The organism is Limosilactobacillus coleohominis (genome assembly GCF_016901675.1).
Lineage (GTDB): Bacteria > Bacillota > Bacilli > Lactobacillales > Lactobacillaceae > Limosilactobacillus > Limosilactobacillus intestinavium.
Genome location: NZ_JACJKU010000019.1, coordinates 1 through 23,729, shown reverse-complemented (window position 1 = coordinate 23,729; position 23,729 = coordinate 1). Strand labels below are relative to the sequence as shown.

25 protein-coding genes are annotated in these 23,729 nt (G+C 38.3%); 20 read left to right on the top strand and 5 right to left on the bottom strand.

Features of this window, described 5'->3' with window-relative positions; all coding sequences use genetic code 11:
- Positions 1 to 121: 121 nt before the first annotated feature.
- Positions 122 to 577 (bottom strand): DUF441 domain-containing protein, encoded by a 456-nt coding sequence (locus H5975_RS03130; RefSeq protein ID WP_204784843.1) that lies wholly within the window; start codon positions 575 to 577, stop codon positions 122 to 124.
- A gap of 127 nt (positions 578 to 704) precedes the next feature.
- Here H5975_RS03130 and H5975_RS03125 point away from each other — a divergent pair, with 127 nt between their 5' ends.
- From H5975_RS03125 to H5975_RS03110, 4 genes are read left to right on the top strand one after another with little or no spacing between them, the layout of a single operon-like run.
- Entirely contained in the window at positions 705 to 1,142 is a 438-nt protein-coding gene (locus H5975_RS03125) for a MarR family winged helix-turn-helix transcriptional regulator (RefSeq protein ID WP_204784842.1), read from the top strand.
- Positions 1,143 to 1,154: 12 nt separating this feature from the next.
- The gene (locus H5975_RS03120; RefSeq protein WP_204784841.1) at positions 1,155 to 2,882 is read left to right on the top strand and encodes an ABC transporter ATP-binding protein; all 1,728 of its coding nucleotides are present in this window, start codon (positions 1,155 to 1,157) and stop codon (positions 2,880 to 2,882) included.
- A 1-nt stretch (position 2,883) separates the two neighbouring features.
- Positions 2,884 to 4,731 carry an ABC transporter ATP-binding protein gene (locus tag H5975_RS03115; RefSeq protein ID WP_204784840.1) on the top strand — a complete coding sequence of 616 codons (1,848 nt, stop codon included), beginning with the start codon at positions 2,884 to 2,886 and terminating at the stop codon, positions 4,729 to 4,731.
- An 18-nt stretch (positions 4,732 to 4,749) separates the two neighbouring features.
- A complete protein-coding gene (locus tag H5975_RS03110) occupies positions 4,750 to 5,772 on the top strand; it encodes a serine hydrolase domain-containing protein (protein ID WP_204784839.1) in 1,023 nt (340 codons plus the stop codon).
- Between the two features lie 65 nt (positions 5,773 to 5,837).
- Here H5975_RS03110 and H5975_RS03105 read toward each other — a convergent pair whose 3' ends face one another.
- The 3 genes from H5975_RS03105 to H5975_RS03095 are packed head-to-tail and all read right to left on the bottom strand — an operon-like array spanning position 5,838 to position 8,230.
- Positions 5,838 to 6,146 (bottom strand): hypothetical protein, encoded by a 309-nt coding sequence (locus H5975_RS03105; RefSeq protein WP_204784838.1) that lies wholly within the window; start codon positions 6,144 to 6,146, stop codon positions 5,838 to 5,840.
- A gap of 15 nt (positions 6,147 to 6,161) precedes the next feature.
- Complete coding sequence (locus H5975_RS03100; RefSeq protein ID WP_204784837.1) at positions 6,162 to 6,893, bottom strand: type 1 glutamine amidotransferase; 732 nt, start codon at positions 6,891 to 6,893, stop codon at positions 6,162 to 6,164.
- Positions 6,893 to 8,230 carry a Mur ligase family protein gene (locus H5975_RS03095; RefSeq protein ID WP_204784836.1) on the bottom strand — a complete coding sequence of 446 codons (1,338 nt, stop codon included), beginning with the start codon at positions 8,228 to 8,230 and terminating at the stop codon, positions 6,893 to 6,895. The genes H5975_RS03100 and H5975_RS03095 overlap by 1 nt, the downstream gene beginning before the upstream one ends.
- Positions 8,231 to 8,471: 241 nt before the next feature.
- Here H5975_RS03095 and H5975_RS03090 point away from each other — a divergent pair, with 241 nt between their 5' ends.
- The 5 genes from H5975_RS03090 (at position 8,472) to upp (ending at position 12,764) form a co-directional block, all read left to right on the top strand.
- Entirely contained in the window at positions 8,472 to 9,068 is a 597-nt protein-coding gene (locus tag H5975_RS03090; protein WP_204784835.1) for a thymidine kinase, read from the top strand.
- 5 nt (positions 9,069 to 9,073) lie between these two features.
- A complete protein-coding gene (gene prfA / locus H5975_RS03085; RefSeq protein WP_178661823.1) occupies positions 9,074 to 10,156 on the top strand; it encodes a peptide chain release factor 1 in 1,083 nt (360 codons plus the stop codon).
- On the top strand, positions 10,149 to 10,997 hold the full coding sequence (prmC, locus tag H5975_RS03080) for a peptide chain release factor N(5)-glutamine methyltransferase (protein WP_204784834.1): 849 nt from the start codon (positions 10,149 to 10,151) through the stop codon (positions 10,995 to 10,997). The genes prfA and prmC overlap by 8 nt, the downstream gene beginning before the upstream one ends.
- 17 nt (positions 10,998 to 11,014) lie before the next feature.
- The gene (locus H5975_RS03075) at positions 11,015 to 12,043 is read left to right on the top strand and encodes an L-threonylcarbamoyladenylate synthase (RefSeq protein WP_204784833.1); all 1,029 of its coding nucleotides are present in this window, start codon (positions 11,015 to 11,017) and stop codon (positions 12,041 to 12,043) included.
- Positions 12,044 to 12,128: 85 nt separating this feature from the next.
- Complete coding sequence (gene upp / locus H5975_RS03070) at positions 12,129 to 12,764, top strand: uracil phosphoribosyltransferase (RefSeq protein WP_178661797.1); 636 nt, start codon at positions 12,129 to 12,131, stop codon at positions 12,762 to 12,764.
- Positions 12,765 to 12,828: 64 nt separating this feature from the next.
- Here the strand turns inward: upp and H5975_RS03065 are convergent, their stop codons facing one another.
- The gene (locus H5975_RS03065; protein ID WP_178661795.1) at positions 12,829 to 13,479 is read right to left on the bottom strand and encodes a histidine phosphatase family protein; all 651 of its coding nucleotides are present in this window, start codon (positions 13,477 to 13,479) and stop codon (positions 12,829 to 12,831) included.
- A 152-nt stretch (positions 13,480 to 13,631) separates the two neighbouring features.
- Between H5975_RS03065 and H5975_RS03060 the strand changes: the two genes are divergently transcribed.
- From H5975_RS03060 to H5975_RS03010, 11 genes are all read left to right on the top strand, one after another.
- Positions 13,632 to 14,741 carry a YibE/F family protein gene (locus H5975_RS03060; RefSeq protein WP_239473120.1) on the top strand — a complete coding sequence of 370 codons (1,110 nt, stop codon included), beginning with the start codon at positions 13,632 to 13,634 and terminating at the stop codon, positions 14,739 to 14,741.
- 4 nt (positions 14,742 to 14,745) lie between these two features.
- A complete protein-coding gene (locus H5975_RS03055) occupies positions 14,746 to 15,537 on the top strand; it encodes a YibE/F family protein (protein ID WP_204784832.1) in 792 nt (263 codons plus the stop codon).
- 136 nt (positions 15,538 to 15,673) lie between these two features.
- On the top strand, positions 15,674 to 16,969 hold the full coding sequence (locus tag H5975_RS03050; protein WP_204784831.1) for a uracil-xanthine permease family protein: 1,296 nt from the start codon (positions 15,674 to 15,676) through the stop codon (positions 16,967 to 16,969).
- Positions 16,970 to 17,120: 151 nt separating this feature from the next.
- A complete protein-coding gene (atpB, locus tag H5975_RS03045) occupies positions 17,121 to 17,831 on the top strand; it encodes a F0F1 ATP synthase subunit A (protein WP_178661789.1) in 711 nt (236 codons plus the stop codon).
- Positions 17,832 to 17,859: 28 nt separating this feature from the next.
- Complete coding sequence (gene atpE, locus H5975_RS03040) at positions 17,860 to 18,072, top strand: F0F1 ATP synthase subunit C (protein ID WP_178661787.1); 213 nt, start codon at positions 17,860 to 17,862, stop codon at positions 18,070 to 18,072.
- A gap of 45 nt (positions 18,073 to 18,117) precedes the next feature.
- Positions 18,118 to 18,621: a F0F1 ATP synthase subunit B gene (atpF, locus tag H5975_RS03035; protein WP_178661785.1), complete on the top strand. Its 504-nt coding sequence runs from the start codon at positions 18,118 to 18,120 to the stop codon at positions 18,619 to 18,621.
- The gene (gene atpH, locus H5975_RS03030) at positions 18,618 to 19,160 is read left to right on the top strand and encodes an ATP synthase F1 subunit delta (RefSeq protein ID WP_204784830.1); all 543 of its coding nucleotides are present in this window, start codon (positions 18,618 to 18,620) and stop codon (positions 19,158 to 19,160) included. The genes atpF and atpH overlap by 4 nt, the downstream gene beginning before the upstream one ends.
- Before the next feature lie 31 nt (positions 19,161 to 19,191).
- Positions 19,192 to 20,754, top strand: a complete 1,563-nt coding sequence (atpA, locus tag H5975_RS03025; protein WP_178661781.1) for a F0F1 ATP synthase subunit alpha — start codon at positions 19,192 to 19,194, stop codon at positions 20,752 to 20,754.
- A gap of 34 nt (positions 20,755 to 20,788) precedes the next feature.
- On the top strand, positions 20,789 to 21,727 hold the full coding sequence (locus H5975_RS03020; protein WP_204784829.1) for a F0F1 ATP synthase subunit gamma: 939 nt from the start codon (positions 20,789 to 20,791) through the stop codon (positions 21,725 to 21,727).
- Between the two features lie 21 nt (positions 21,728 to 21,748).
- Positions 21,749 to 23,170 (top strand): F0F1 ATP synthase subunit beta, encoded by a 1,422-nt coding sequence (gene atpD / locus H5975_RS03015; protein ID WP_178661777.1) that lies wholly within the window; start codon positions 21,749 to 21,751, stop codon positions 23,168 to 23,170.
- Positions 23,171 to 23,181: 11 nt separating this feature from the next.
- On the top strand, positions 23,182 to 23,607 hold the full coding sequence (locus H5975_RS03010; protein WP_204784828.1) for a F0F1 ATP synthase subunit epsilon: 426 nt from the start codon (positions 23,182 to 23,184) through the stop codon (positions 23,605 to 23,607).
- Positions 23,608 to 23,729: the final 122 nt, after the last annotated feature.

Sequence of the window (23,729 nt, the reverse complement as noted above, 5' to 3'; positions counted from 1 at the left end):
CGCTTCAATATGAGCAGTATCTAGTTGCCTAGAAAAATATTTATTCAATTATTAAGCCAGAATATTCAACTTCCAACTTTTTGGGTACACGTCAGCTTCCTTAAATGGGAGCCTTTTTTTGTTAAAAATGTAAATTTAACATTGTAACAATACAGTAGGTTAAACCACTTGCAATTACTGGTCCAGCAGCAATTCCTTTAAATAACACAACTCCCATTATAGTACCAAAGACTAAGGCAACTGTTACTTGCGGAGAAGCAGAAAGTTGGTTAACTCCCCATCGAGATAGGATTGCTACTGCAATCCCCATACCAATGGCGATCCAGCCAGCAGGATTTTTGAAAACCCTAATTAAATCATGGAATGTGATCTCACCGGTAGCAATTGGGATTAAAATAGCGATTGAAATGATGGTTACTCCCCAATTTATTCCTTTACTTTGAATGATTGGGAACCATTTTTGCGCAAATGGTAATGCTTTAATGAGCATGACAACCACTGAAGCCACTATTAGTGAAGTATTTTTACCAATAATTGCAATTAATAATATTAGTCCTAAAAATAACCAAGTTTCCATAAATTCACTCCTCATGGTTAATAATAATATCATGCCATTTTTTTCTTGAAATCACCACAAAAAAGAGTAATATAAATTATCGTTAGGTACCTAACTATTAGGTACCATATAAAAGTGGAGGTAAGAAATGGTAGATAAGCACGAAATTTTTCATGAATTAATGAAAAATGTCCGCATGATGAATGGCATTGGTTTAAGTAATCGTAATCGAATTGATAATTTTAAAGGTGGCGGCCAAATTATTGTGGCACTGGCACAACATGATAATAAAGTATGTCAAAATGAACTAGCCAAATTAGTCCACGTCCGTCCTGGTTCTGTCTCACAAGTTCTAGCACGTTTAGAAAGAGACGGCATGATACAACGTCATCGTGATCAGAAAGATCATCGTCTGGTAGTGGTTAGTCTGACAGATAAAGGGTTAAAAAAATATCATCAACTAGATTTGGAACGAAAACAGTTTATCAATGATTTATTAAGCAAGCTAAGTATTGATGATTGTCAGGATTTGTTGAGAATTAGCCATTTGATGGTTGAGGGACTACAAGAAAATTATAAAAAGTAAGGTGAGGAAACAATGATAAAAATTGCTAAACGTAATTTAGAATTACTACCAACGTTGTTAGCGGTAATTTTTCTATGCTTTCAAGTAGCTGCTGATTTATATTTACCAACAATTACGTCAGACTTGATTGACAATGGAATACTAAAACAAGACATTGGTTATATTTGGTCTGAAGGTGGCAAAATGCTGGTGGTAGCTGCCCTGGGATTAATTGCTGCAGCAGTGAATGTTTACTTTGCTTCTACTCAGGCGATGAAAGTCGGCAAAAAACTCCGTGAGCAGATTTATCGGAAAGTTTTACATTTTTCTAGTCAGGAAATGAGTAAATTCGGTGGTTCTTCACTGATTACTCGTTCTACAAATGATATTGTTCAAATTCAAAATGTAATGGTTCAGTTCCTGCGGATGATGTTACAGTCACCGATTATGTTGATTGCAGCCTGTGTTTTAGCATATTATCGAGAACCACGTTTAACTAAAGTCTTTTTGATTTCCTTACCAGTATTAGCGATAGCAGTGATTGCTATTATGTACTTTGCTATTCCACTATTTAAAAGTATTCAAAAGAAAACTGACCAAATTAACTTGGTCTTTCGTGAAGGGCTAACCGGTGTGCGTGTTATTCGTGCTTTTAATCAGGAAAAGCGTGAACAAAGCCGTTTTCAAAGAGCAAATGATGATTACACGAATACAGGGATCAAAGCATATACAATTGTGTCCTTTTTATTTCCTATTATGACTTTGGTGTTGAGCCTCACTAATATTGGAATTATTTGGCTAGGGGCACATTTAATTGCTCAGATGAGTATGCAAGTTGGAAATCTAATTGCCTTTATGACTTATTCGACTCAAATATTAATCAGTTTTATGATGCTCTCAATGGTTTTTGTATTTATTCCACGAGCTTCTGCATCGGCAAAACGGGTTAACGACGTGTTAGGACAAGAAGAGGTGATTGCTGATCCACAGAACCCTGTTAAGTTAACAGATGCATCTGAAGCATCTCTTTCTTTTGAAAATGTGGACTTCCGCTATTCTGGAGCTGAAAAGTTAACTTTAACAGGCCTTAATTTTGATATCCATGCTGGACAAACGCTTGCCATTATTGGTGGGACCGGATCTGGAAAATCATCATTAGTAAACTTAATTCCGCGTTTGTTTGATATTGAAAAAGGAAAAATAAAAGTTGATGGTTATCCAATTAATCAGTTAACTCAACATGATTTACACAGATTAATTTCAATTACTCAACAAAAAGCTGTCCTATTTTCAGGAACAATTCGTTCGAATATGCAGTTTGGTATGGAGAATGCCACTGATGACCAAATCTGGCACGCCTTAGAAGTCGCTCAAGCTGCTGACTTTGTTAAAGAAGCAGGAGGGCTAGATGCAGTTGTAGAACAAAATGGGGCAAACTTCTCTGGTGGTCAGAGACAACGACTAGCAATTGCACGGACCATTATTAAACCGGCCTCCATTTATATTTTTGATGACTCATTCTCTGCTTTAGATTTTAAGACCGACGCAAAGCTGCGCTCAGCATTAAAACAGGATAATCAGTTACAAAAAGCTGTGACAGTAATAGTTGCTCAACGGATATCTACTGTCGCAAATGCTGACCTGATTTTAGTGTTAGATGATGGTAAAGTAGTTGGTCAAGGTAGCCATGAACAACTGGTAGCTGAAAATAAGACATATCAGCAAACATTAAACTCACAGATTCAAAAGGAGGCGCATTAATATGAACAATGGTCATAGACCCAATCGCGGCCGATCGGCTAAGGCCACACATTTTTGGCCAACTACCAAACGATTAATTGCGTATCTGGCGCCCTGGAAATGGGGAGTAATTATTTCCATTATTATGGCAATCTGTTCGGTTATTTTGTCGATCCTTGCTCCTAAAATTTTGGGTGAGGCCACCACGACAATTTATAATGGAGTTTTAAAGGGATATCAAGAGATGAAAGCAGGAGTACATCTTAAAAGCCTTCCGATTGACTTTGACAAGATTATTCATATTGCTGTCGTAGTCATTCTCTTGTATGTCTTTTCAGGATTATTTAGTTTTGTCCAGCAAGTGATGATGACCAGGATTTCTCAAAAGGTTGTCTATAATCTTCGACAGGATTTAAAGGAAAAAATGAGTCGAGTGCCGGTTAAATACTACGATACTCATTCCAATGGGGACATCATGAGCCGAATGATTAATGATATGGATAACATTGCCGGTACCCTTCAACAAGGAATGATCCAAATTATTACTAGTACCATTACTTTTGTGGGAGTTTTAGCATTAATGCTTTCTATTAGCTGGCGACTAACGCTGGTAGCTATGGTAATCATTCCGCTTAGCCTTGTTATTGTTGGTTTTGTTGCCCCAACTGCTCAAAAACTTTTTGCTAGACAGCAGGCAACACTGGGTGAAATTAATGGACAAGTCGAAGAAACTTACGCTGGGCACACGATTGTCCGTGTCTTTAATCATGAAGAAGATGAAGAAGCAAATTTCGCTAAAAAGAACCAACGGTATTACAATGCAGCTTGGAAAGCTCAATTCTTCTCAATTCTAATTTTCCCGTGCATGAATTTTGTGCGTAATGTCGGGTACTTATTAGTTGCTGTAGTTGGTGCAATTCAAGTGGCACATGGCCAAATTACATTAGGTAATGTTCAAGCATTCTTACAGTATTCCAACCAGTTTTCTCAGCCGATTACACAGATTGCTAATTTATCGAGCACTATTCAGCAAACAATTGCTTCTGCAGAAAGAATTTTTGAAGTGCTAGACGAAGATGAAATGAGCACAGAATTAGCAAACACACCAGTTAAAAGCGGGGTCCAACCAGCAATCCAATTTGAAAATGTTCGCTTTTCATATAATCACAACGAACCACTAATTGAGAATTTCAATTTAAAAGCGCCACAGAATAAAATGGTGGCAATTGTTGGGCCAACTGGAGCTGGTAAAACAACTATTATTAATCTTCTAGAACGGTTTTATGACATTGATGGTGGTCATATCTTCTATAATGGACATGACACCAAATCAATGACTCGAGAGGAATTACGCCGGCATGTTGGAATGGTTCTTCAGGATACTTGGCTATTTACGGGAACCATATTTGATAACATCAAATATGGCCGAGAAGATGCTACAAAAGAAGAAGTCTACCAAGCAGCGCGATTAGCATACGCAGATAACTTCATTAGGGAATTGCCTAATGGTTACGATACAGTTTTGGATGAGACAGCGTCTAATATTTCTCAAGGACAACGACAATTAATTACAATTGCGAGAGCCTTTCTTGCTAATCCGGATGTGTTAATATTGGATGAAGCTACTAGTTCTGTAGATACTAGAACTGAAGCATTAATTCAAAACGCCATGAATGACATTCAAAAAGGACGGACCAGCTTTGTTGTGGCCCATCGGTTATCAACAATCCGAAATGCTGATCAAATTATTGTAATGAACCATGGTCATATTATTGAAACTGGTAATCATGACTCGTTAATGGCACAAAATGGCTTTTATGCGGATCTTTACAATAGCCAATTTGCGGGTAACCAATTAGCAAGTGACTAGTCTTTTAAGAGGTTTGTGATGGATACAAAATATTTTCAAACGTTAAAACTATTGGATCAAATGGTTACTAGTGGAACTGTTCCTGGTGTAAGCTATGCGATTTTTGATGGGAGTACGACAATCAAAAAAGTGGAAGGATTCTCCGAAATTACTCCTCAAAAAATCAAACTGCGTGATGGCATGCAATATGATTTAGCTTCCTTGACCAAAGTTATTGGGACGGTACCGATTATTGCGTTGTTAATTCAATCAGGGGCACTGAGCTTAGATGATCCAGTAAAAAAATTTCTGCCGGAAATCGATAATCAAGAAGTCAAGGTACGGAATTTAATTACTCACACTGCCGCTATTGAAGGTTATATTCCACACCGGAATGAATTAGGACCCCACCAGTTGCTGGAAAGCCTATTAACTATGGAACATATTGGTATTAATTTAAATAAAAACATTTTGTATACCGATATTGGTTTTATCTATTTAGGATTAATTGCAGAACGAATATGGGGTCAGCCAATTCAAGTGCTAAGTCAACGCCATATTTTTAAACCACTAGGAATGGTGCGGACCACTTATACTCCTCATTGGCAAGACTGTGTTCCAACTGAAATACAACCTAAGCGAGGATTAATTCGTGGTAATGTACACGATCCTAAGGGTTATATTCTTCAACGACATTGTGGCAGTGCTGGCTTATTTTCAACACTGGATGATCTTACAAAGTATGGTCGGTCATTAATCGAAAATAATTTAAATGATTTGTTTACAGATCAAACAATCAGGATGATGTTTGAAGATCAAACACTTTTAGATGGTGTGCATAATCGTGGGCTGGGATGGAAATTGCTTCATGCTAATACAAAAGATCACCATACTGTGATTAGTCATACGGGATTTACCGGGACGTGGATGATTCTAGATCGTAATAATGATCAGGGAATGATTGTTCTTTCCAATCGGGTACACCCGACGGCTGATAATGATGAATACCTTAATTATCGGGGTAAAATCATGGCTACCTATATGGATGAGAAGGACAAATAAAGACAATAAAGACCGTTAGCTGGTAATTAGCTAACGGTCTTTATGTAATAATGATTTATTTGATTTTAGTTTTGAGAATCAAAATAGCGCTTTTTAACACGGTCTAAGCGCATCACCATAAACGTTTCAAGCAAACAAAGAAGACATACTAATGGTAAGTAGTATGCAGAGGGTGCAATGAAAATGGCAAGGATAAGAATCCAAGAAAGCCATTTCCATCGGCGATCCAGTTTGAGAGAACTGGTTAATTGTTGACGTTCATTTTCATTAATGATATTGGTAGACTTATTGGTCAAAAAAGCAAATAGTCGATATTCCCAAAACGATTCACCAATGAACGCAATTGTAATCAAAGTAACGAAAATACTAGACATAAATTTTCCTCTATTCTAGAAAGTCGGTTTAATAATGAGACTTTCTTGTTTACTAAAGTCTTCATTTGGATATTTGTTGTGAAGTGCTTCAAGGAGCATTTGCTTAGCAAGATTTCCATTTCTCGTTAAAATTGGTCCATGAAAGTAAGAACAATAAGTGTGCTTGTATATTGCTCCTTCAGTTTTATCTTCGCCGTTGTTACCATGACCTTCTTGAACAATGCCTAATGGTTGCTCATCATCTCCCAAGAAAGTTCGACCATTATGGTTTTCGAAGCCATGATATAAATCGCCATTTTGAGGATTCTTAATAACGATATCTCCAATAAACCTGGTTTGGTTTTGCATTGCAGAACGGTGACTGCTTTGGGTAACAGTATAGTGACTAAGGACACCAATTCCTGGGATCTTTTCGCCATTTGCATCAACGTAATACTGACCTAATAATTGAAAACCTCCGCAGATTGCTAAAAATGGTTTGCCACCATTGATAAAGCGAGCAATTGCTTCTTTTTTATGAGGAATATCTTTGGAAATCACCATTTGTTCATAATCTTGGCCACCACCAAAGACTGCTAGATCATATTGCTGATCATCAAAGTCATCACCAATGCTGACAATGTCAGATGTAATGTCAGTATCCATCTGCTTGCCGTAATATTTTAAGGCGATGATATTACCAATATCACCATAGGTATTCATTAAGTCACCATAAAAATGAGCAACTTTTAAATTATACTTAGCCATTAATCCATGCCTCCTTGAATATACTTTCGCTCTGCTAATTCTTTACGAAGTTGAAGCATTGCAGTGTAACTAGAGAGAACGTAAACATGTTTAGTAGGCATTTGCTTAATTTTATCAATCACTTTAGCAAGATCAGGTTCTTCTTCAATATCGTTAATACCGGCCATTGTTAAACGGGTCGAAATATCTTTATACCGTTCTCCACCCGTGAAGAACTTCTTAATGGAATGATTATTTAATTTTTCAAAATTACCATCCCAGATCCAACTGGTGTCGATTCCATCAGCATAATGAGCATTCAGCAAGAATCCAAAACTAAATGGTTCTGGATCAGTCAGGACCATATCAATTACCTGATTCAGACCAACGGGATTTTTAACAAGGACAAGTGTGACCTCTTTACCGTCAACGTTAATAATTTCTTGCCTTCCAAAAACGTGTTCATCGGCCTGAAAGGCATTTTGAATTTGCGCAGGTGAAACACCTAAAAAGCGCCCCAATGAATATGCTGCTAGTGCGTTGTAAATGTTGTATAAACCACCAACCCCAATCTCAAATGGATGACCATCAATTTGGAACTTAGAAGAAGTAGGGGTCATGGAACCGATAGCAGTAACCTTATATGTTAGTTCTGGTCGATGGAAACCACAGTTTGGACAGAAATATTCTCCGAGACTAGCGTAAGTAATATTATGGAAGTGCAGAATGTGCTGACATTTTGTACAGAGCAAACCATCAGTATTTGCTGGCGCACGCAAATCTTCTTGGTGATCATTAGCAAATCCATAGTAAATTACTGGGTTAGGGAGGTCTTTTGTATTGAAAATCTGTTCGTCTCCATTGGCAATAATGGTTGCTTTTGGAGCCAGTTTAACACCGGCAAGGATCTTATCATAAGTAGTATAAATTTCACCATAACGATCCATTTGGTCACGAAACAAGTTAGTCATAACAATAGCAATAGGCTGAATGTGCTTAGTAACCATTCTGACGTTAGCTTCGTCAACCTCTAAGACAGCAAGCCCTTTTTGTTTAGCTCGAGGAGCAGTAATAAACGCAGTCACAATTCCTTGTTCCATATTTGAACCGGATGGATTAGTAACCACTTGTGGATATTTCTCACGTAAAACGCGAGTACTTAATGCAGTGGTTAATGTTTTACCGTTGGTTCCGGTAATAATTACTAAATCATATTTTTTGCTAAATTCACTTAAGATGTTAGGGTCAAGTTTTAATGTGATTTTTCCTGGCAATGAACTCCCGCCATGGAAAACATTGTGTAAAAACCAGTAACTAGAACGACCAGCAAATTCGGCAAACGAACTTTTAATTGACATTCTAATATTATCCTTTCGACTTAAATCTTTATAACGATTAATTTTAACCGTTATTGGCATAAAAAGAAAGCGAGCAATTCCCCTAATTTTCAGTAATTATCTAAATTAAATTTTTGAACGTTGATAATATTTGAATTGGTGTTCAAAAAGCATCAGAATGACAACTCGATTTCCTATTCAAAAACTCCCCACTTTCCGTTATAATTGAACAGTACTAAATTAATCGGGAAAGGTGAATATTTTGGCGCAGTTATTCTTTAAATATGGCGCAATGAATTCTGGGAAATCAATTGACATCTTGAAAGTTGCTCACAACTATGAAGAGCAAGGGAAGCCAGTTGAGCTATTGACCAGTGGTGTGGATACTCGAGCAGGACGAGGAGTGATTGCCAGTCGTATTGGTTTAAAACGGCGGGTGACTCCTGTGATGAAGGACACCAACGTTTATAAATTGGTAAAAGATGTTTTGGCAGACCATAAAATATACTGTGTCTTAATTGATGAAGCCCAGTTTTTAACCAAAGAGCATGTTTTGCAATTAACAAAAATTGTCGATGAATTAGGGGTTCCGGTGATGACCTTTGGTTTAAAAAATGATTTCCGCAACGAATTATTTGAAGGGTCTAAATACCTATTAATTTATGCTGACAAGATTGAAGAGATGAAAACAATCTGTTGGTTCTGCCCTCATAAGGCAACTATGAATCTACGTATTCATAATGGCAAGCCAGTTTATGAGGGAGACCAAGTACAAATTGGTGGTAATGAATCATATTACCCAGTATGTCGCAAACATTATTTTCACCCCGAATTAACGAGTGAACAGGAGAATGACTAATGGAAATGGATGAAATCTTTGATAAATTACAAGCGGTTGCTGACCGTTACGATGAGTTAAATGAATTAATCAGCGATCCTGAAGTCATTGCTGATAGCCAGCGTTTTATGAAACTATCTAAAGAAGAAGGTAGTTTGCGTGAAACAGTTGAGAAGTATCATCAATATCAAAAAGTTACCCAGACAATTAATGACGACGAAGAACTTCTTCGTGAAACGAAAGATGATGAATTGGCTGAGATGACTAAAGAAGAACTAGCTGATTCAAAAGAAGAACAGGAAAAATTAGCCCACGAGCTAGAAGTATTATTAATTCCAAAAGATCCTAATGATGATAAGAACATTATTATGGAAATTCGTGGGGCTGCTGGTGGTGACGAAGCCAGTTTGTTTGCTGGTGACCTTTATAATATGTATCTTCACTACGCTGAAAAACAGGGCTGGAATGTTGAAGTAGTCGACAAGACAGAAACTGAAGTCGGTGGCTTTAAGGAAATTGTCTTAATGATTTCTGGTGATAAAGTTTACTCTAAATTGAAATTTGAAAACGGGGCCCACCGTGTTCAGCGAATTCCAGTAACAGAATCGGCCGGTCGAGTTCACACGTCAACTGCAACTGTGGGTGTTATGCCCGAAGCAGAGGACGTTGAAATTGATTTAGATCCAAAAGACATTCGTGTTGATGTTTACCGTTCATCTGGTGCTGGTGGTCAGCACATTAACAAAACTTCTTCTGCGGTTCGGATGACGCACCTGCCAACAGGAATTGTCGTAGCAATGCAGGATGAACGTTCTCAACAACAGAACCGTGCTAAGGCCATGCGAATTCTCAAAGCCCGTGTCTATGATTACTACCAGCAAAAAGAACAAAGTGCTTATGATCAAAAACGGAAAGACGCAATTGGAACAGGTGACCGTTCCGAGCGGATCCGAACTTACAACTATCCACAAAATCGGGTGACGGATCACAGAATTGGTCTTACACTGAATAAGTTGGATAAAATTATGGATGGTGACTTAGATGAAATCATTGAAGCATTAATAATCGCCGACCAAACTAAAAAATTGGAGCAATTACGTAATGAGTAATTGGACATATTTTCAAGCCCAGCGATGGGCTTCTTCTTTTTTACGGAGACTACATCAGGATCCATATGCTCCGGAATTTGTTTTGAAAATGATTCATGGGTGGTCTGATGCAGACCTATTAATGCACAATCGAGTAGTCATGTCTGATGATGAGAAGCAACGGTTTCAAGCAGCCATTTTTAGAATAGCTAAAAACGAACCGACTCAGTATGTTGTTGGCAAAGCGCCATTTTTTGGTAGGACATTTGTAGTGAATAATGATGTTTTAATCCCAGAAATGGAAACTGAAGATTTAGTGGAATGGGTATTACAAGAAATGCCTGAAAATGAACCGCTGAAAGTCCTTGATCTGGGGACAGGCAGTGGTGTAATTGGCATTACACTATCGTTGGAACGGCCACGTTGGAACATTACGTTGAGTGATATTTCAGCTGGAGCACTGCGGGTGGCAACTGCTAATCAGCGCTTGCATGGGACTAATTTGCCAGAGATTGAGAGCGATTTATTTACCAAATTGGCTAATGAAAGGTATGATTTAATTGTAACTAATCCACCTTATATTTCTCCAAATGCCAGGGATGTGATGGATCAATCAGTAATCGAGTATGAACCACCGGTAGCACTTTTTGCTTCGGAGAATGGTTTAGGACTTTATCATCGCTTATTTGAACAGGTTCATTATCATCTAAAACCTGGCGGAATATTATTTGGTGAAACTGGTTACGATCAAGAAGAATCAATTCAACGACTATTTCATCAAACGCAGCCACAGGCAAAGATAAAAGTACGGCATGATATTGCTGACCGGATGCGTATGATTAAAGCATGGGATTTTATTTAAGATCAAAGGTGATTGAAATGGAAACAACAATTTATAACCTAAATCAAATAACAAAGGCAGCACAAGCGCTTAAAGATGGTGAACTAGTGGCCTTTCCAACTGAAACTGTTTATGGCCTTGGAGCAGATGCAACCAATGAGGATGCAGTTAAAAAGGTCTATCAAGCTAAGGGAAGGCCTAGTGACAATCCACTGATTGTGCATGTGGATTCTGTTGAAATGGTAGAAAAATATGCCCGAGAAATTCCTGAGAAAGCACGTCAATTAATGAAGAAGTTCTGGCCGGGATCATTAACTATTATTTTGAATATTAAACCTGGTTCCTTATCAAAGACAGTCACCGGTGGATTATCAACCGTTGCATTTCGTTTTCCTAACAGCCAACCAACATTGGAATTAATTAAAGAGGCTGGGGTACCAATTGTGGGGCCTTCAGCTAATACTTCTGGGAAGCCGAGCCCAACTACTGCTCAGCATGTGTACCATGATTTAAATGGCAAAATTAAGGGGATTTTAGATGACGGTCCAACCAGAGTGGGAGTTGAATCAACGGTTCTTGATATGTCTACTGATCATCCAGTAATTTTAAGACCGGGAGCAGTTACTAAAGCAGATATTGAAAGCGTAATTGGTTCGATCGATTTAAACCATCATCATGTTGGCAAAAGCGAAACACCAAAGGCTCCGGGAATGAAATATAAACATTACGCACCTAATGCTCAAGTTTATATTGTTGATGAAGACTCTGACTGGAACACTGTCATGGAATGGATTAGTAAGCAATCATTCACTGTTGGGGTAATGGCAGATGAGAACATTCTTCATCAGATTACTTTACCTAAAAATGCTGATTCATTTTCATTAGGTAAAAATATCGTCGATGCAAGTGCACGTTTGTTTGATGGCCTTCGAAAATATGATGACGAGAATCAGGTTCAAGCGATTGTAACACAAGCATATCCAAGTCACGGACTGGGGCTAGCTTACATGAACCGTTTGAATAAATCAGCTGGTGGTCAGCACTTTAAGGATTTAGGGTTTAAATAATTTTTTGAAATAAATCCAGTAAATGTCTAACAAATTACATGGTTTTTGGTACAATAATTGAGAAACAAAAAGGAGTGTATTAACCATGGGTAAATTTGAAGTTTTAGATCATCCTTTGATTCAGCATAAGTTAACAATGATTCGTGACAAAAATGTTGGTACAAAGGTATTTCGTGAAACCGTTAAAGAGCTTGCAACATTAATGGCATACGAAGTTTCACGTTCAATGCCACTGAAAGATGTTGAAGTGGAGACACCAATTGCAAAAACCACTAAAAAGGAATTAGCTGGTAAAAAAGTGGCAATTGTACCAATTTTACGGGCTGGTTTAGGAATGGTAGATGGAATGACTGAACTAATTCCTGCTGCTAAAATCGGCTTCATTGGTATGTATCGTGATGAAGAAACTTTGAAACCTCATGAATACTTTGTAAAACTACCTAACGACATTACAGAACGGCAACTTTTTGTTGTGGATCCAATGCTGGCAACTGGTGGTTCTGCAATTATGGCAATTGATGCTTTGAAGAAACGTGGGTGTTCTGAAAAGAATATTAAATTTGCTTGCTTAGTAGCAGCTCCAGAAGGGGTTCAAGCTGTTCGTGAAAAGTTCCCAGATGTTGATTTATACACATGTGGTTTAGATGATCATCTCAATGATGACGGTTATATTGTTCCCGGTTTAGGTGATGCCGGTGACCGTCTCTTTGGTACTAAGTAATCATTTATTAGCTAAAAAGACCACTAGCACTTGTTTGATGCTAGTGGTCTTTTGGTTTATGGACTTAAAGGGAACGATTATATTCAACGATTCGAACATCGCTGGGAAGGGACATCGCAAGTTCAGTAACTCCTGCATTGCTGGGAAAATTGTTAATAATATTGATTCCCAAATAATCAGCGACGGTACGAATGAAAGCACCGTGAGACACAATTAACACATTTCCTCCATGGGGAAGTTGCTGAGTAATATTATAAAGTCCCTTTTTAAACCGTGTAATGATATCCGGATACAGTTCGGCTTGGTGAGTAGGATCATCATCTTGCATAAGTTGACGTACATATGCGAATCCTTGCTTAGCAATAATATCATCTTGACTATCGAATCCATATCGTTGACAAATCTTTTTGAAAACATCATTTGCTGGTAATCCTTCAAACGAAGAGAAGAACACTTCTCGAAAGGCCGGATCAGTTTTGATTATAGCCGGTTGTTTTACAAGTTGTTGAATAATGAGGTCCCTTGTTTGAATTGCACGGTGCAAGTCAGAAGAGACCACTAAATCAAACGGGATACTTTGTAAGTTTGCTCCCGTTTGGCTAGCTTGCTGTTCACCAAGCTCTGTTAATTCAGAATCAATCCAGCCTTGAAGACGATGAAAGGTATTTAAAAAAGTTTGGCCGTGTCGAACTAAGTAAATATGATATTCTGCCATTCGTATTTTCTCCCTTACATTTCTGATAGGTTCATTTTAAAACAATGACGGTAGAAACACTAACTTTTCTTTAATATTAGTCCAACAAGAATTAACAGCTTTGAAGGGATATAGTAGAATGTGGAACGATAATTCGAAAGAGGAATATGAAAATGAACCTAATGAAAAAATGGTGGAGTAAGCATTGGAAGGTATTGATGCTACTCTTTTTCCTGGCCTTGGGCAGTATAATTTTAGTGAGCCATAACCAATCGATGTATCGACGGCCTATTGGAAAAGTTATTGCTGTAAAAGTGATTCACCGTCAAAAACAAAAGGACGAATTTAATAATATTGATTATCAGTACAAACAACGATTAACGTTACGGGTAATGAATGGTAAACATCAAGGTAAACTGGTTTACGCTAATAATGATTATTCACAGTCAGGTGGAATGGATCAACGCTATCAAATTGGGCAACAGGCTTTTTTAACTCAATTATCCAGTAGTAACGGTCATTTGACTGCTAATGTTTCAGGACTAAAGCGTGACACAACTTTAGTAGCGTTGCTATGGATTGTAGTAATCTTAGTTACCATGCTTTTTGGAAGATCTGGAGGGCTTGCTTTCACTTCAGTAATCTTGAACGTTGTTTTCTTTGTTATTGCTGTCAAAATTAACGTTCAAACGCAAGCTAATTATTTGTTACTAATTTTTGCAGTTGTGTCTGTGCTAATGGCACTAGCATCGTTAACTTTTGTATATGGTTGGAGCAAGCAGACACTAGCAACTCTGATTGCTTCATTGTTAGGAGTGGGGCTCTCAATGCTGATCTTCGTAGTGGTTAGTAAAATCACCGGAGAAAAGGGGATTTATTACGAATCAATGCAGTATGTTACCCAAAATTACCGGATGCTATATTTGGCTGAAGTAATGATTGGTGTGCTAGGTGCAGTAATGGATGAAACCAGCGATATTCTAGCTACGATGTTTGAAGTGAAAAGAATTAATCATAATCCTCAATGGCGAACACTCTATGATGCTGGACGAAGTGTTGGCCAATCTGTGATGGGACCTCTAGCCAATATTTTGTTAATGATTTTTTTGTTTTCAACTTTAACAAACGCAGTTTTATTATTACGTAACGGTAATTCATGGTGTTATACATTTAATATGTGTATGAGTTTAGGGGTGGCCCAAAGTTTAGTTTCAGGAATTGGGATCGTAATTACAGTCCCGGTAATCAGTTATTTAGCAGCATTTATTTTGGCAAGAAGGTGACGCAATGAGTACTATAACAGCATTAGCATTAATATTGTTATTATTGATGATTGCTGTTGGTGGAAAGCAAGGATGGTCATCATTTGTCAGTTTAATGCTGAACTTTTGTTACTTCTTCCTCGGACTGGTTCTTGTTGCATGGCATTTTTCACCACTAGTCATCACAGTTATTTTAGGAATTTTAATTTTGGCAACAACTATTTTTATGGGAACTGACGATTTACAAGTTAGTGTAAGTGCATTTGAAGCTTCTATCATTGTAATGATTATTGTTATTATTATGACATTAGTGGCAGAACATTTTGTTCAAGCAACGGGGTTCAGTAATGAAAATAGTAGTGAACTAGAAGGAATGTCAATTTTAATTGGTATTAGTTATGTGCAAATTGGAATGATGACAATGATTCTGAGTTGTTCAGGTTCAATTGCAGAGGCATCAATAGCGATTGTAAGCGGAATTGTGGAAACCTTTCGACATGATAAACACATTTTTAGTCGTCAATTAATGTTAAGTGGAATGCAAATTGGTAAGCATATTATGGGAACCACATTAAATACTTTACTATTTGGATTTTTAGGTAATCTGTTAGCATTATTTATTTGGTTTGCTGGTTTAAATTATTCATTTGGTACAATTATGAATAATAAAATATTAGTCACTGAACTAGTTACTGTGTTAATTTCATTTATTGGTGTTATTTTAACAGTGCCCTTGTCTACGGAATTGATTTTATGGAATCAAAGAAAAATTGTTGACAATGAACACAAAACTAACTATGATACTAATGATAAATAGATATCCTTTAATTAGGTCCAGAGAGGCCTCAAAGGTACGGTGAAATAATGGTGGAACTGTTTATCAGATTCCAAATTATATAGTCCCTGAGGTTTCTCTACCTGAGGGACTATTTTTTTGGAAAGGAAGATTGCAGATGGCAAAAAGACGTGACGTAGTTATCGATGTTGATGAACGTCCAAAAGCTGGCCAGTGGTTTGGCTTATCATTGCAACACATGTTTTCAATGTTTGGTTCTACCGTTTTGGTACCAATTTTAGTGGGATTAAACCCTGGAATTGCTTTATTTAGTTCCGGTGTTGGAACCCTGATTTATTTATTAATTACGAATCATAAGATTCCAGCATACATGGGGTCCAGTTTCTCATTTGTTGTACCAATGATGGCTTTAATGAAAACGACCGGTTACCCTGGAATTGCTCAAGGGACAATTGCCGTAGGGTGTGTATACCTCATTGTCTCCTTAATAGTTAGCTTTTTTGGATCAGACTGGATTGACCGGATTTTACCTCCAATAGTTGTGGGACCCGTAGTAATGGTAATTGGTTTATCATTGGCCGGAACTGCTGCTAAAGATGCCACAATTAATAGTGGTCATTATGATATTCGCTATTTCATGGTTGCAATGCTTACAATGCTTTTAACAGTAGCATTTAACATGTATTTCAAGGGATTTTTAGGATTAATTCCAATTCTAATGGGAATTGTCTTTGGATATGTAATAGCGGTTCTGTTTGGAATTATTAACTTTGCACCTGTTGTGGCAGCACATTGGTTTAGCTTGCCAAAGTTTCAATTACCATTTATCAACTATATTCCCAAATTTTATTGGGGAGCCATTTTAAGCATGGCACCAATTGCGTTTGTAACCATGACTGAACACTTGGGCCACATCATGGTATTGAATGAATTAACCGAACGTAATTATTTCAAAGATCCTGGATTAAACCACACGTTGGCTGGTGATGGTACAGCTTCCATCATTGCTGGATTTGTTGGAGGACCTCCTGTTACTAGTTATGGTGAAAATATTGGTGTACTGGCTATCACTAAGGTACATAGTGTATATGTTATTGCGGGAGCTGCCCTATTTGCTGTCTTCTTTAGTTTTGTTGGAAAATTAAGTGCTTTAATCGAATCGATTCCTTCTCCTGTAATTGGGGGGATTTCATTCCTGTTATTTGGGGTAATTGCGTCTAGTGGTTTACGTGTGATGATTGAAGATCAGATTGACTTTAATAAAAAACGTAATCTAATGATTTCCTCAGTAATCCTTGTTATCGGGATTGGAAATGCTTATCTGAAGTTAGGGCAATATCAGTTTTCAGGGTTAGCAGTGGCTGCTGTATTAGGAATCTTACTGAATTTGATTTTGCCTCAAGAAGCAGCAAGTGAAAAACAAAATGAAAAATCAATGAAAAAGGTCTCATAATTGCAATATGTCGGTGTTGAAACCGCTTCATTTGCCTTTGCTATTTGATTTAAAAAATGATATATTTAGGTCTGTAATTTGAGTATTGTGAAAGCATTTCTCAACTTTACAGACCTTATTTTATGTTATGAGGAAAAGAGGTGGAATATGAATGGGCGGTGATGCTTATACTTTTAACCTATTCGGTTTAACATTTAATATCACTAACATGATTTCAGGATTAGTTGTATGTGTAATTGTGTTCTTCCTGCTATTTGGATTATCACGACACATTCAAATGAAACCTAAGGGTGGTCAGAATGTTATTGAATGGCTCATTGATTTCACAAATGGAATAGTTCGTGGTCAAATGAATCGTGAAGTTGGAGCTAGATTTAGCTACTTTATCTTCATTCTGTTTGTGTTTATTTTTGTAGCTAACCAGTTAGGTTTAATCTTACAGGTTGGCTGGAACGGGCATGAATTGGTTAAGAGTCCAACAGCTGATCCAGTAATTACATTAACGTTCTCTTTAATGGTTATTGTTCTCTCACACTTTGCGGGACTAGTAAACAACGGAATTAAAGGTTATTTTGCTGAATTCGTCTCGCCAAGTGCGTTAATGTTACCAATTAATTTGATTGAAGAGGTAAGTAATTTCTTAACTCTTGGATTACGGATTTTCGGTAATATTTATGCTGGTGAACTTTTACTGGGGCTGCTTGGTCAAATGGCTTTCTCGCACGGATGGCCGACAATCATTGCTAGTTTGCCAGTTGAAATGATTTGGCAAGGCTTTTCAGTGTTTATTGGTTCAATCCAAGCTTATGTCTTTGTAACATTAACAACGGTTTATATTTCTCGGAAGGTTTCTGGGGATTAGTACTTATATTTTTAAGGAGGTACTCAAAATGGGTGCAATTGCTGCTGGTATCGCTGCCGCTTGTGCAGCGCTCGCTACTGGTTACGGAAATGGTTTAGTTATTTCTCATACTGTTGATTCAATGGCTCGTCAACCACAAATCGCAGGACAACTTCGGACCACAATGTTCATCGGTGTTGGTTTGATTGAAGGGGTTCCTATTTTAGCGATCGTTGTTGCCTTCTTGGTTATGAACAAGTAGTGGTTGGTAGAAACGATTTAAAGAATAGGAAAGGAGGTGTCATGAATGCTAGTTCTTGCTCAATCAAATAGTTTGTACATGGGTGATATGCTATTTTACTTAATTTCATTTATCATTCTAGCTTTATTAGTATGGCATTTTGCTTGGAAACCTGTTACACAAATGATGGAAAAGCGGGCCAACAAAATTGCGGATGATATTGATAATGCTTCAAAGGATCGAAAAGAAGCTGCAAAGTTAGCTGCGCAACGACAAGAAGAATTGCAAGGCTCAAAGCAAGAAGCTACCCAAATTGTTGAGGACGCGCGTAAAAATGGTGAAAGTCTTCGAAATGAAATTGTAGACAAGGCTCACCAAAGCGCTCAATCAATTCAAGAACAAGCACAACGTGACGCTGAACAAGCACGTCAGGATGCACTAAAGAGCGCAAAGGATGACGTGGCAAACCTATCTCTTGAGATTGCTGCTAAGTTGATTAACAAACAGCTAAATGCTGATGATCAACAACAATTAATTGATTCTTACATTGAAGGGTTGAGTAAAAAATGAGTCTTGATAAGAAGACGGTTGCAAAACGGTATGCTAAGGCGTTATTCGAATTAGTAAGTGCTGATGATCAACTGGAACAAACTTATCAAGAACTTGTTGCACTGCGAACTGTCTTTGAACAGAACGTGGGACTACAACGGGCCCTTAGTGGAACCAATTTAAGCCAAGGCCAAAAGAAGAGCATGATAGAAGAATTAAAGGATGGGTCCTCCAAATTAGTGGCCAATTTAATTCAAATGGTCTTCGATTATGGTCGAATGGGAGAAATGGTTGCAATCATTGATGAGTTTGAAGCACAGTATGACCAATTACACAAACGGGTTCATGCTGATGTCGTCTCTGCCGTGCAACTGGATGAAAATAGACGTCAAAAACTAGCCGATGCTTTAGCGGAACGTTTAGGAGCCAATGAAGTGATTTTAAATCAAACAGTCGATCCAAAAATTATTGGCGGATTAATTGTAAAAGTTGGTAGTCAAACGCTTGACGGGAGTTTAAAGACCAAGCTAGGAAAGATACGTCAATTGCTTGTTGAATAGGTTGTTTTGTACTTGAAGAGGTGAGATTTGTATGAGCATTAAAACTGAGGAAATCAGTTCACTCATCAAAAAGCAACTCGCCAATTACCAAGACACTATTTCTGTTGAAGAAACAGGGACTGTGACATATGTTGGTGATGGTGTTGCTCGTGCCGACGGGCTTGAAAATGCCATGGCTGGTGAGTTGCTCGAATTTGATAATGGAGTCTATGGGATGGCCCAAAACCTCGAATCAAACAACGTTGGTATCGTTGTTTTAGGTGATTACACAGGAATTCGCGAAGGAGATACAGTTAAGCGGACTGGTCGAATTATGGAAGTTCCTGTTGGTGATGCCTTATTAGGTCGGGTTGTTGACCCATTAGGTCGCCCAATTGACGGTCTCGGTGACATTAAAACTGATAAGACACGTCCAATTGAAAAAAAGGCTCCTGATGTTATGGAACGGAAGAGTGTTTCTGAACCGCTCCAAACGGGGATTAAAGTTATCGATGCATTAGTACCAATCGGTCGGGGTCAACGTGAATTGATCATTGGTGACCGTAAGACTGGTAAGACTTCAATTGCATTGGATACGATTATTAACCAAAAAGACCAAAACATGATTTGTATCTATGTTGCTATTGGTCAAAAGGAATCAACTGTTCGTGGTGCTGTTGAAACATTACGTCGTTATGGTGCGTTAGACTATACGATTGTTGTATCAGCTTCAGCATCTAACCCAGCACCAATGTTATACATTGCACCATATGCTGGTGCTGCCATGGGTGAAGAGTTTATGTATAATGGCAAGGACGTTTTGATTATTTATGATGACTTGTCAAAACAAGCGGATGCTTACCGTGAACTATCACTGATTTTGCGTCGACCACCTGGTCGTGAAGCTTATCCTGGTGATATTTTCTATACTCACTCACGGTTGTTGGAACGTGCGGCACGGTTATCTGATGATTTAGGTGGTGGCTCAATGACAGCCTTGCCTATTATCCAGACTCAAGCTGGTGACGTTTCTGCATATATTCCAACTAACGTTATTTCCATTACCGATGGACAAATTTTCTTAAATGCTGATTCTTTCTATGCTGGACAACGGCCAGCCATTGATGCCGGGACATCAGTTTCTCGTGTTGGTGGTGACGCCCAAGTTAAAGCGATGAAGAAAGTATCCGGAACACTTCGTCTGGATATTGCTTCTTACAATGAATTAGCATCATTTGCTCAATTCGGTTCTGATCTGGATGCTGCTACCCAGGCTAAGTTATCACGTGGTGAAAGAACTGTGGAAGTTCTTAAGCAAGGTTTACATCAACCACAACCTGTTGAACAACAAGTTGTTACTTTGTACGCTCTTGGTCACGGGTACTTAGATAGTTTGCCTGTCGATGATATTTTACGTTTTGAAAGTGAATTAGCTAACTATATGCGTGCTAACCATCAAGACCTATATGACCAAATTAAGTCAACTGGTAAACTTCCTGATGGAAATGCCTTAGATGAAGCAATTACATCGTTTAAGGACACTTTTGAAACAAGTGATCAAAAGAAAGCCAAAGCGGCTGACGATCAACAAGAGGCCCAAGAGGCCGAAGACTAGATACTGACGTTTTAAGAAAGGATGGTGAGATTTAGTGCCAGCATCATTAGCTGCAGTTAAGCGTCGCTTGGATTCGACACGAAGTACACGACAAATTACAACTGCAATGCAGATGGTTTCTACAGCCAAGTTGAACCAAGTTCAAAGTCACACTAAGACTTATCAAGTTTATGCTGATGAAGTTAAAGCGATTTTGGCAAGCCTGGTTAAATCTCATATTGCCACGCTGAAAAGCAAGGAAAATGCTGAAAAAATCGGAGCGGAAATTGGCTCATTGTTTGATGAGCGCCCGGTAAAAAAGGTCGGTATTTTAGTAATTACATCGGATCGAGGGTTGGTTGGTAGTTATAACAGTAATGTTATTAAATCCACCCTTGATACGATGAAGAAAAATGGCCTCAATAAAGATAACACCGTGTTTTTAACTGTTGGGAAGACCGGTACGGAATTCTTTAAAAAGCGCGGTATGAACGTTGTCTTTGAATATACGGGTGTGAGTGACGTGCCTACATATCGTGAGGTCGAAGGGATTGTTAAGAAAGCAGTTCAAATGTTTGAAGATCATGTTTACGATCAACTATATATTTCTTATAGCCATTTCGTAAATCGAATTGTTTCACATGATCGGACTGAATTGTTCTTACCAATTTCGGTAAAATCATTAGAAGAACATGAAGATGAACGGGTTGCAGAGACCGTGACTAATGATATTGAAGCTGAGTACGATTTGGAACCCGGCTTATTAGATATGATTAGTTTGTTGGTTCCTCAATATGCGAATAGTTTAGTTTATGGAGCTATTTTGGATGCTAAAACATCTGAGCACGCTTCCAGTGCTAATGCTATGAAGTCAGCTTCAGATAATGCTGATGATATTATTGCGACCTTACAGTTACAATATAATCGTGCACGTCAAGCTGCTATTACTACTGAAATCACTGAAATTACAGGTGGTATGACAGCCCAAGAATAATTTGTAAATGGGAGGAAATACATGAGTACTACTGGTAAAGTTGTCCAAGTTATTGGACCAGTTGTCGATGTTGAATTTCCTGCAGACGAAAAACTCCCAGAGATTAACACGGCTTTAAAAATTCAGGAAGCTGATGACAAGACTTTGACGGTGGAAGTTGCCCTTGAATTAGGTGACGGCATCGTACGAACAATTGCTATGGACGGTACTGATGGATTAAAGCGTGGAATGGACGTTGAAAATACTGGCGCATCAATTAGTGTTCCAGTTGGGGACGATACTCTCGGACGGGTGTTTAATGTCTTAGGTGAACCAATCGATGGCGGTCCAGAATTTGGATCAGATGCAAAACGAATGCCAATCCACCGTGATGCACCAAAGTATGAAGATTTGAACAACGAAACTGAAATTCTAGAAACTGGAATTAAGGTTATTGATTTGTTAGCGCCTTATGTTCGGGGTGGTAAAATTGGATTATTTGGTGGTGCCGGAGTTGGTAAAACTGTTTTAATTCAAGAGTTAATTCATAATATTGCCCAAGGACACAATGGTATTTCTGTTTTCACCGGTGTTGGTGAACGTAGTCGTGAAGGGAACGACATGTACTACGAAATGAAAGGATCTGGAGTCCTTGATAAAACAGCCATGGTTTATGGTCAAATGAATGAACCACCTGGTGCCCGGATGCGGGTTGCATTAACAGGTTTAACAATTGCTGAATACTTCCGTGATGTTAAAGGACAAGACGTTCTGTTATTCATTGACAATATTTTCCGGTTTACTCAAGCCGGTTCAGAAGTTTCTGCCTTGCTTGGGCGGATTCCTTCTGCCGTTGGTTACCAACCAACGTTAGCAACTGAAATGGGTCAATTGCAGGAACGAATCACTTCAACTAAGAAGGGATCAATCACTTCTATTCAAGCTGTTTATGTTCCTGCCGATGACTATACCGACCCTGCTCCAGCTACTACGTTTGCGCACTTGGATGCAACCACAAACTTGGAACGGCGGTTAACACAAATCGGAATCTATCCTGCTGTGGACCCATTGGCTTCTACTTCAACTGCTCTTACCCCTGAAATTGTTGGTAAGGAACACTATGAAGTAGCTACTCAGGTCCAACATGTCTTGCAACGTTATCGTGAATTGCAGGATATTATCTCTATTTTAGGGATGGATGAATTATCCGACGAAGAAAAGACGATTGTTGCTCGTGCACGGCGGATTCAAAACTTCCTTTCTCAAAGTTTTAGTGTTGCGGAACAATTTACTGGTACCCCAGGTGCTTACGTTCCTTTGAAGGAAACTGTTAAGGACTTCAAGGAAATTCTAGAAGGTAAATATGATGACCTTCCAGAAGAAGCATTCCGTTTGGTTGGTAATATTGATGATGTCAAGGCTAAGGCTAAGAAGATGCAAGAAGATTCAGCAGTTAAGGATTAGGAGGGATGCTCATGGCAGATGCAACATTCCACGTTAGCATTGTCACCCCGGATGGTACGGTTTATAACGAAGAAAGCACAATGCTAGTAGTTACAACCGAAACCGGTGAACTGGGTTTAATGGCAGATCACCTTCCATTAATTGCTGCTTTGACAATTGGTGAATTAACTGTTAAACATTCTGATACTGGGGACCATGACACATTTGTTGCGGTCAACGGTGGTTATGTTAAGTTTGACGGAAAAAATGCCGAAGTTATCGCTGATAGTGCCGAATTACAATCAGAAATTGATGTTAACCGGGCTAAAAATGCTAAAGAGCGTGCTGAAAAGACAATCCAACATGCCCGTGAAGTTGAAGACCCTGATGAATTAGCTCGGGGACAAGTTCACTTAGCACGTGCCCTTAACAGGTTACGAGTATCAAGCGAAAGCTAATTTAATGATGGAAAAGCTCATCAGATTTAAAGCGTGATAGGGAATGAATAACCCTATCACGCTTTTACTATGTGAATAGAATTAGTTAAATTTTTTGATCATTATTAGTTACTAGTTTTGAT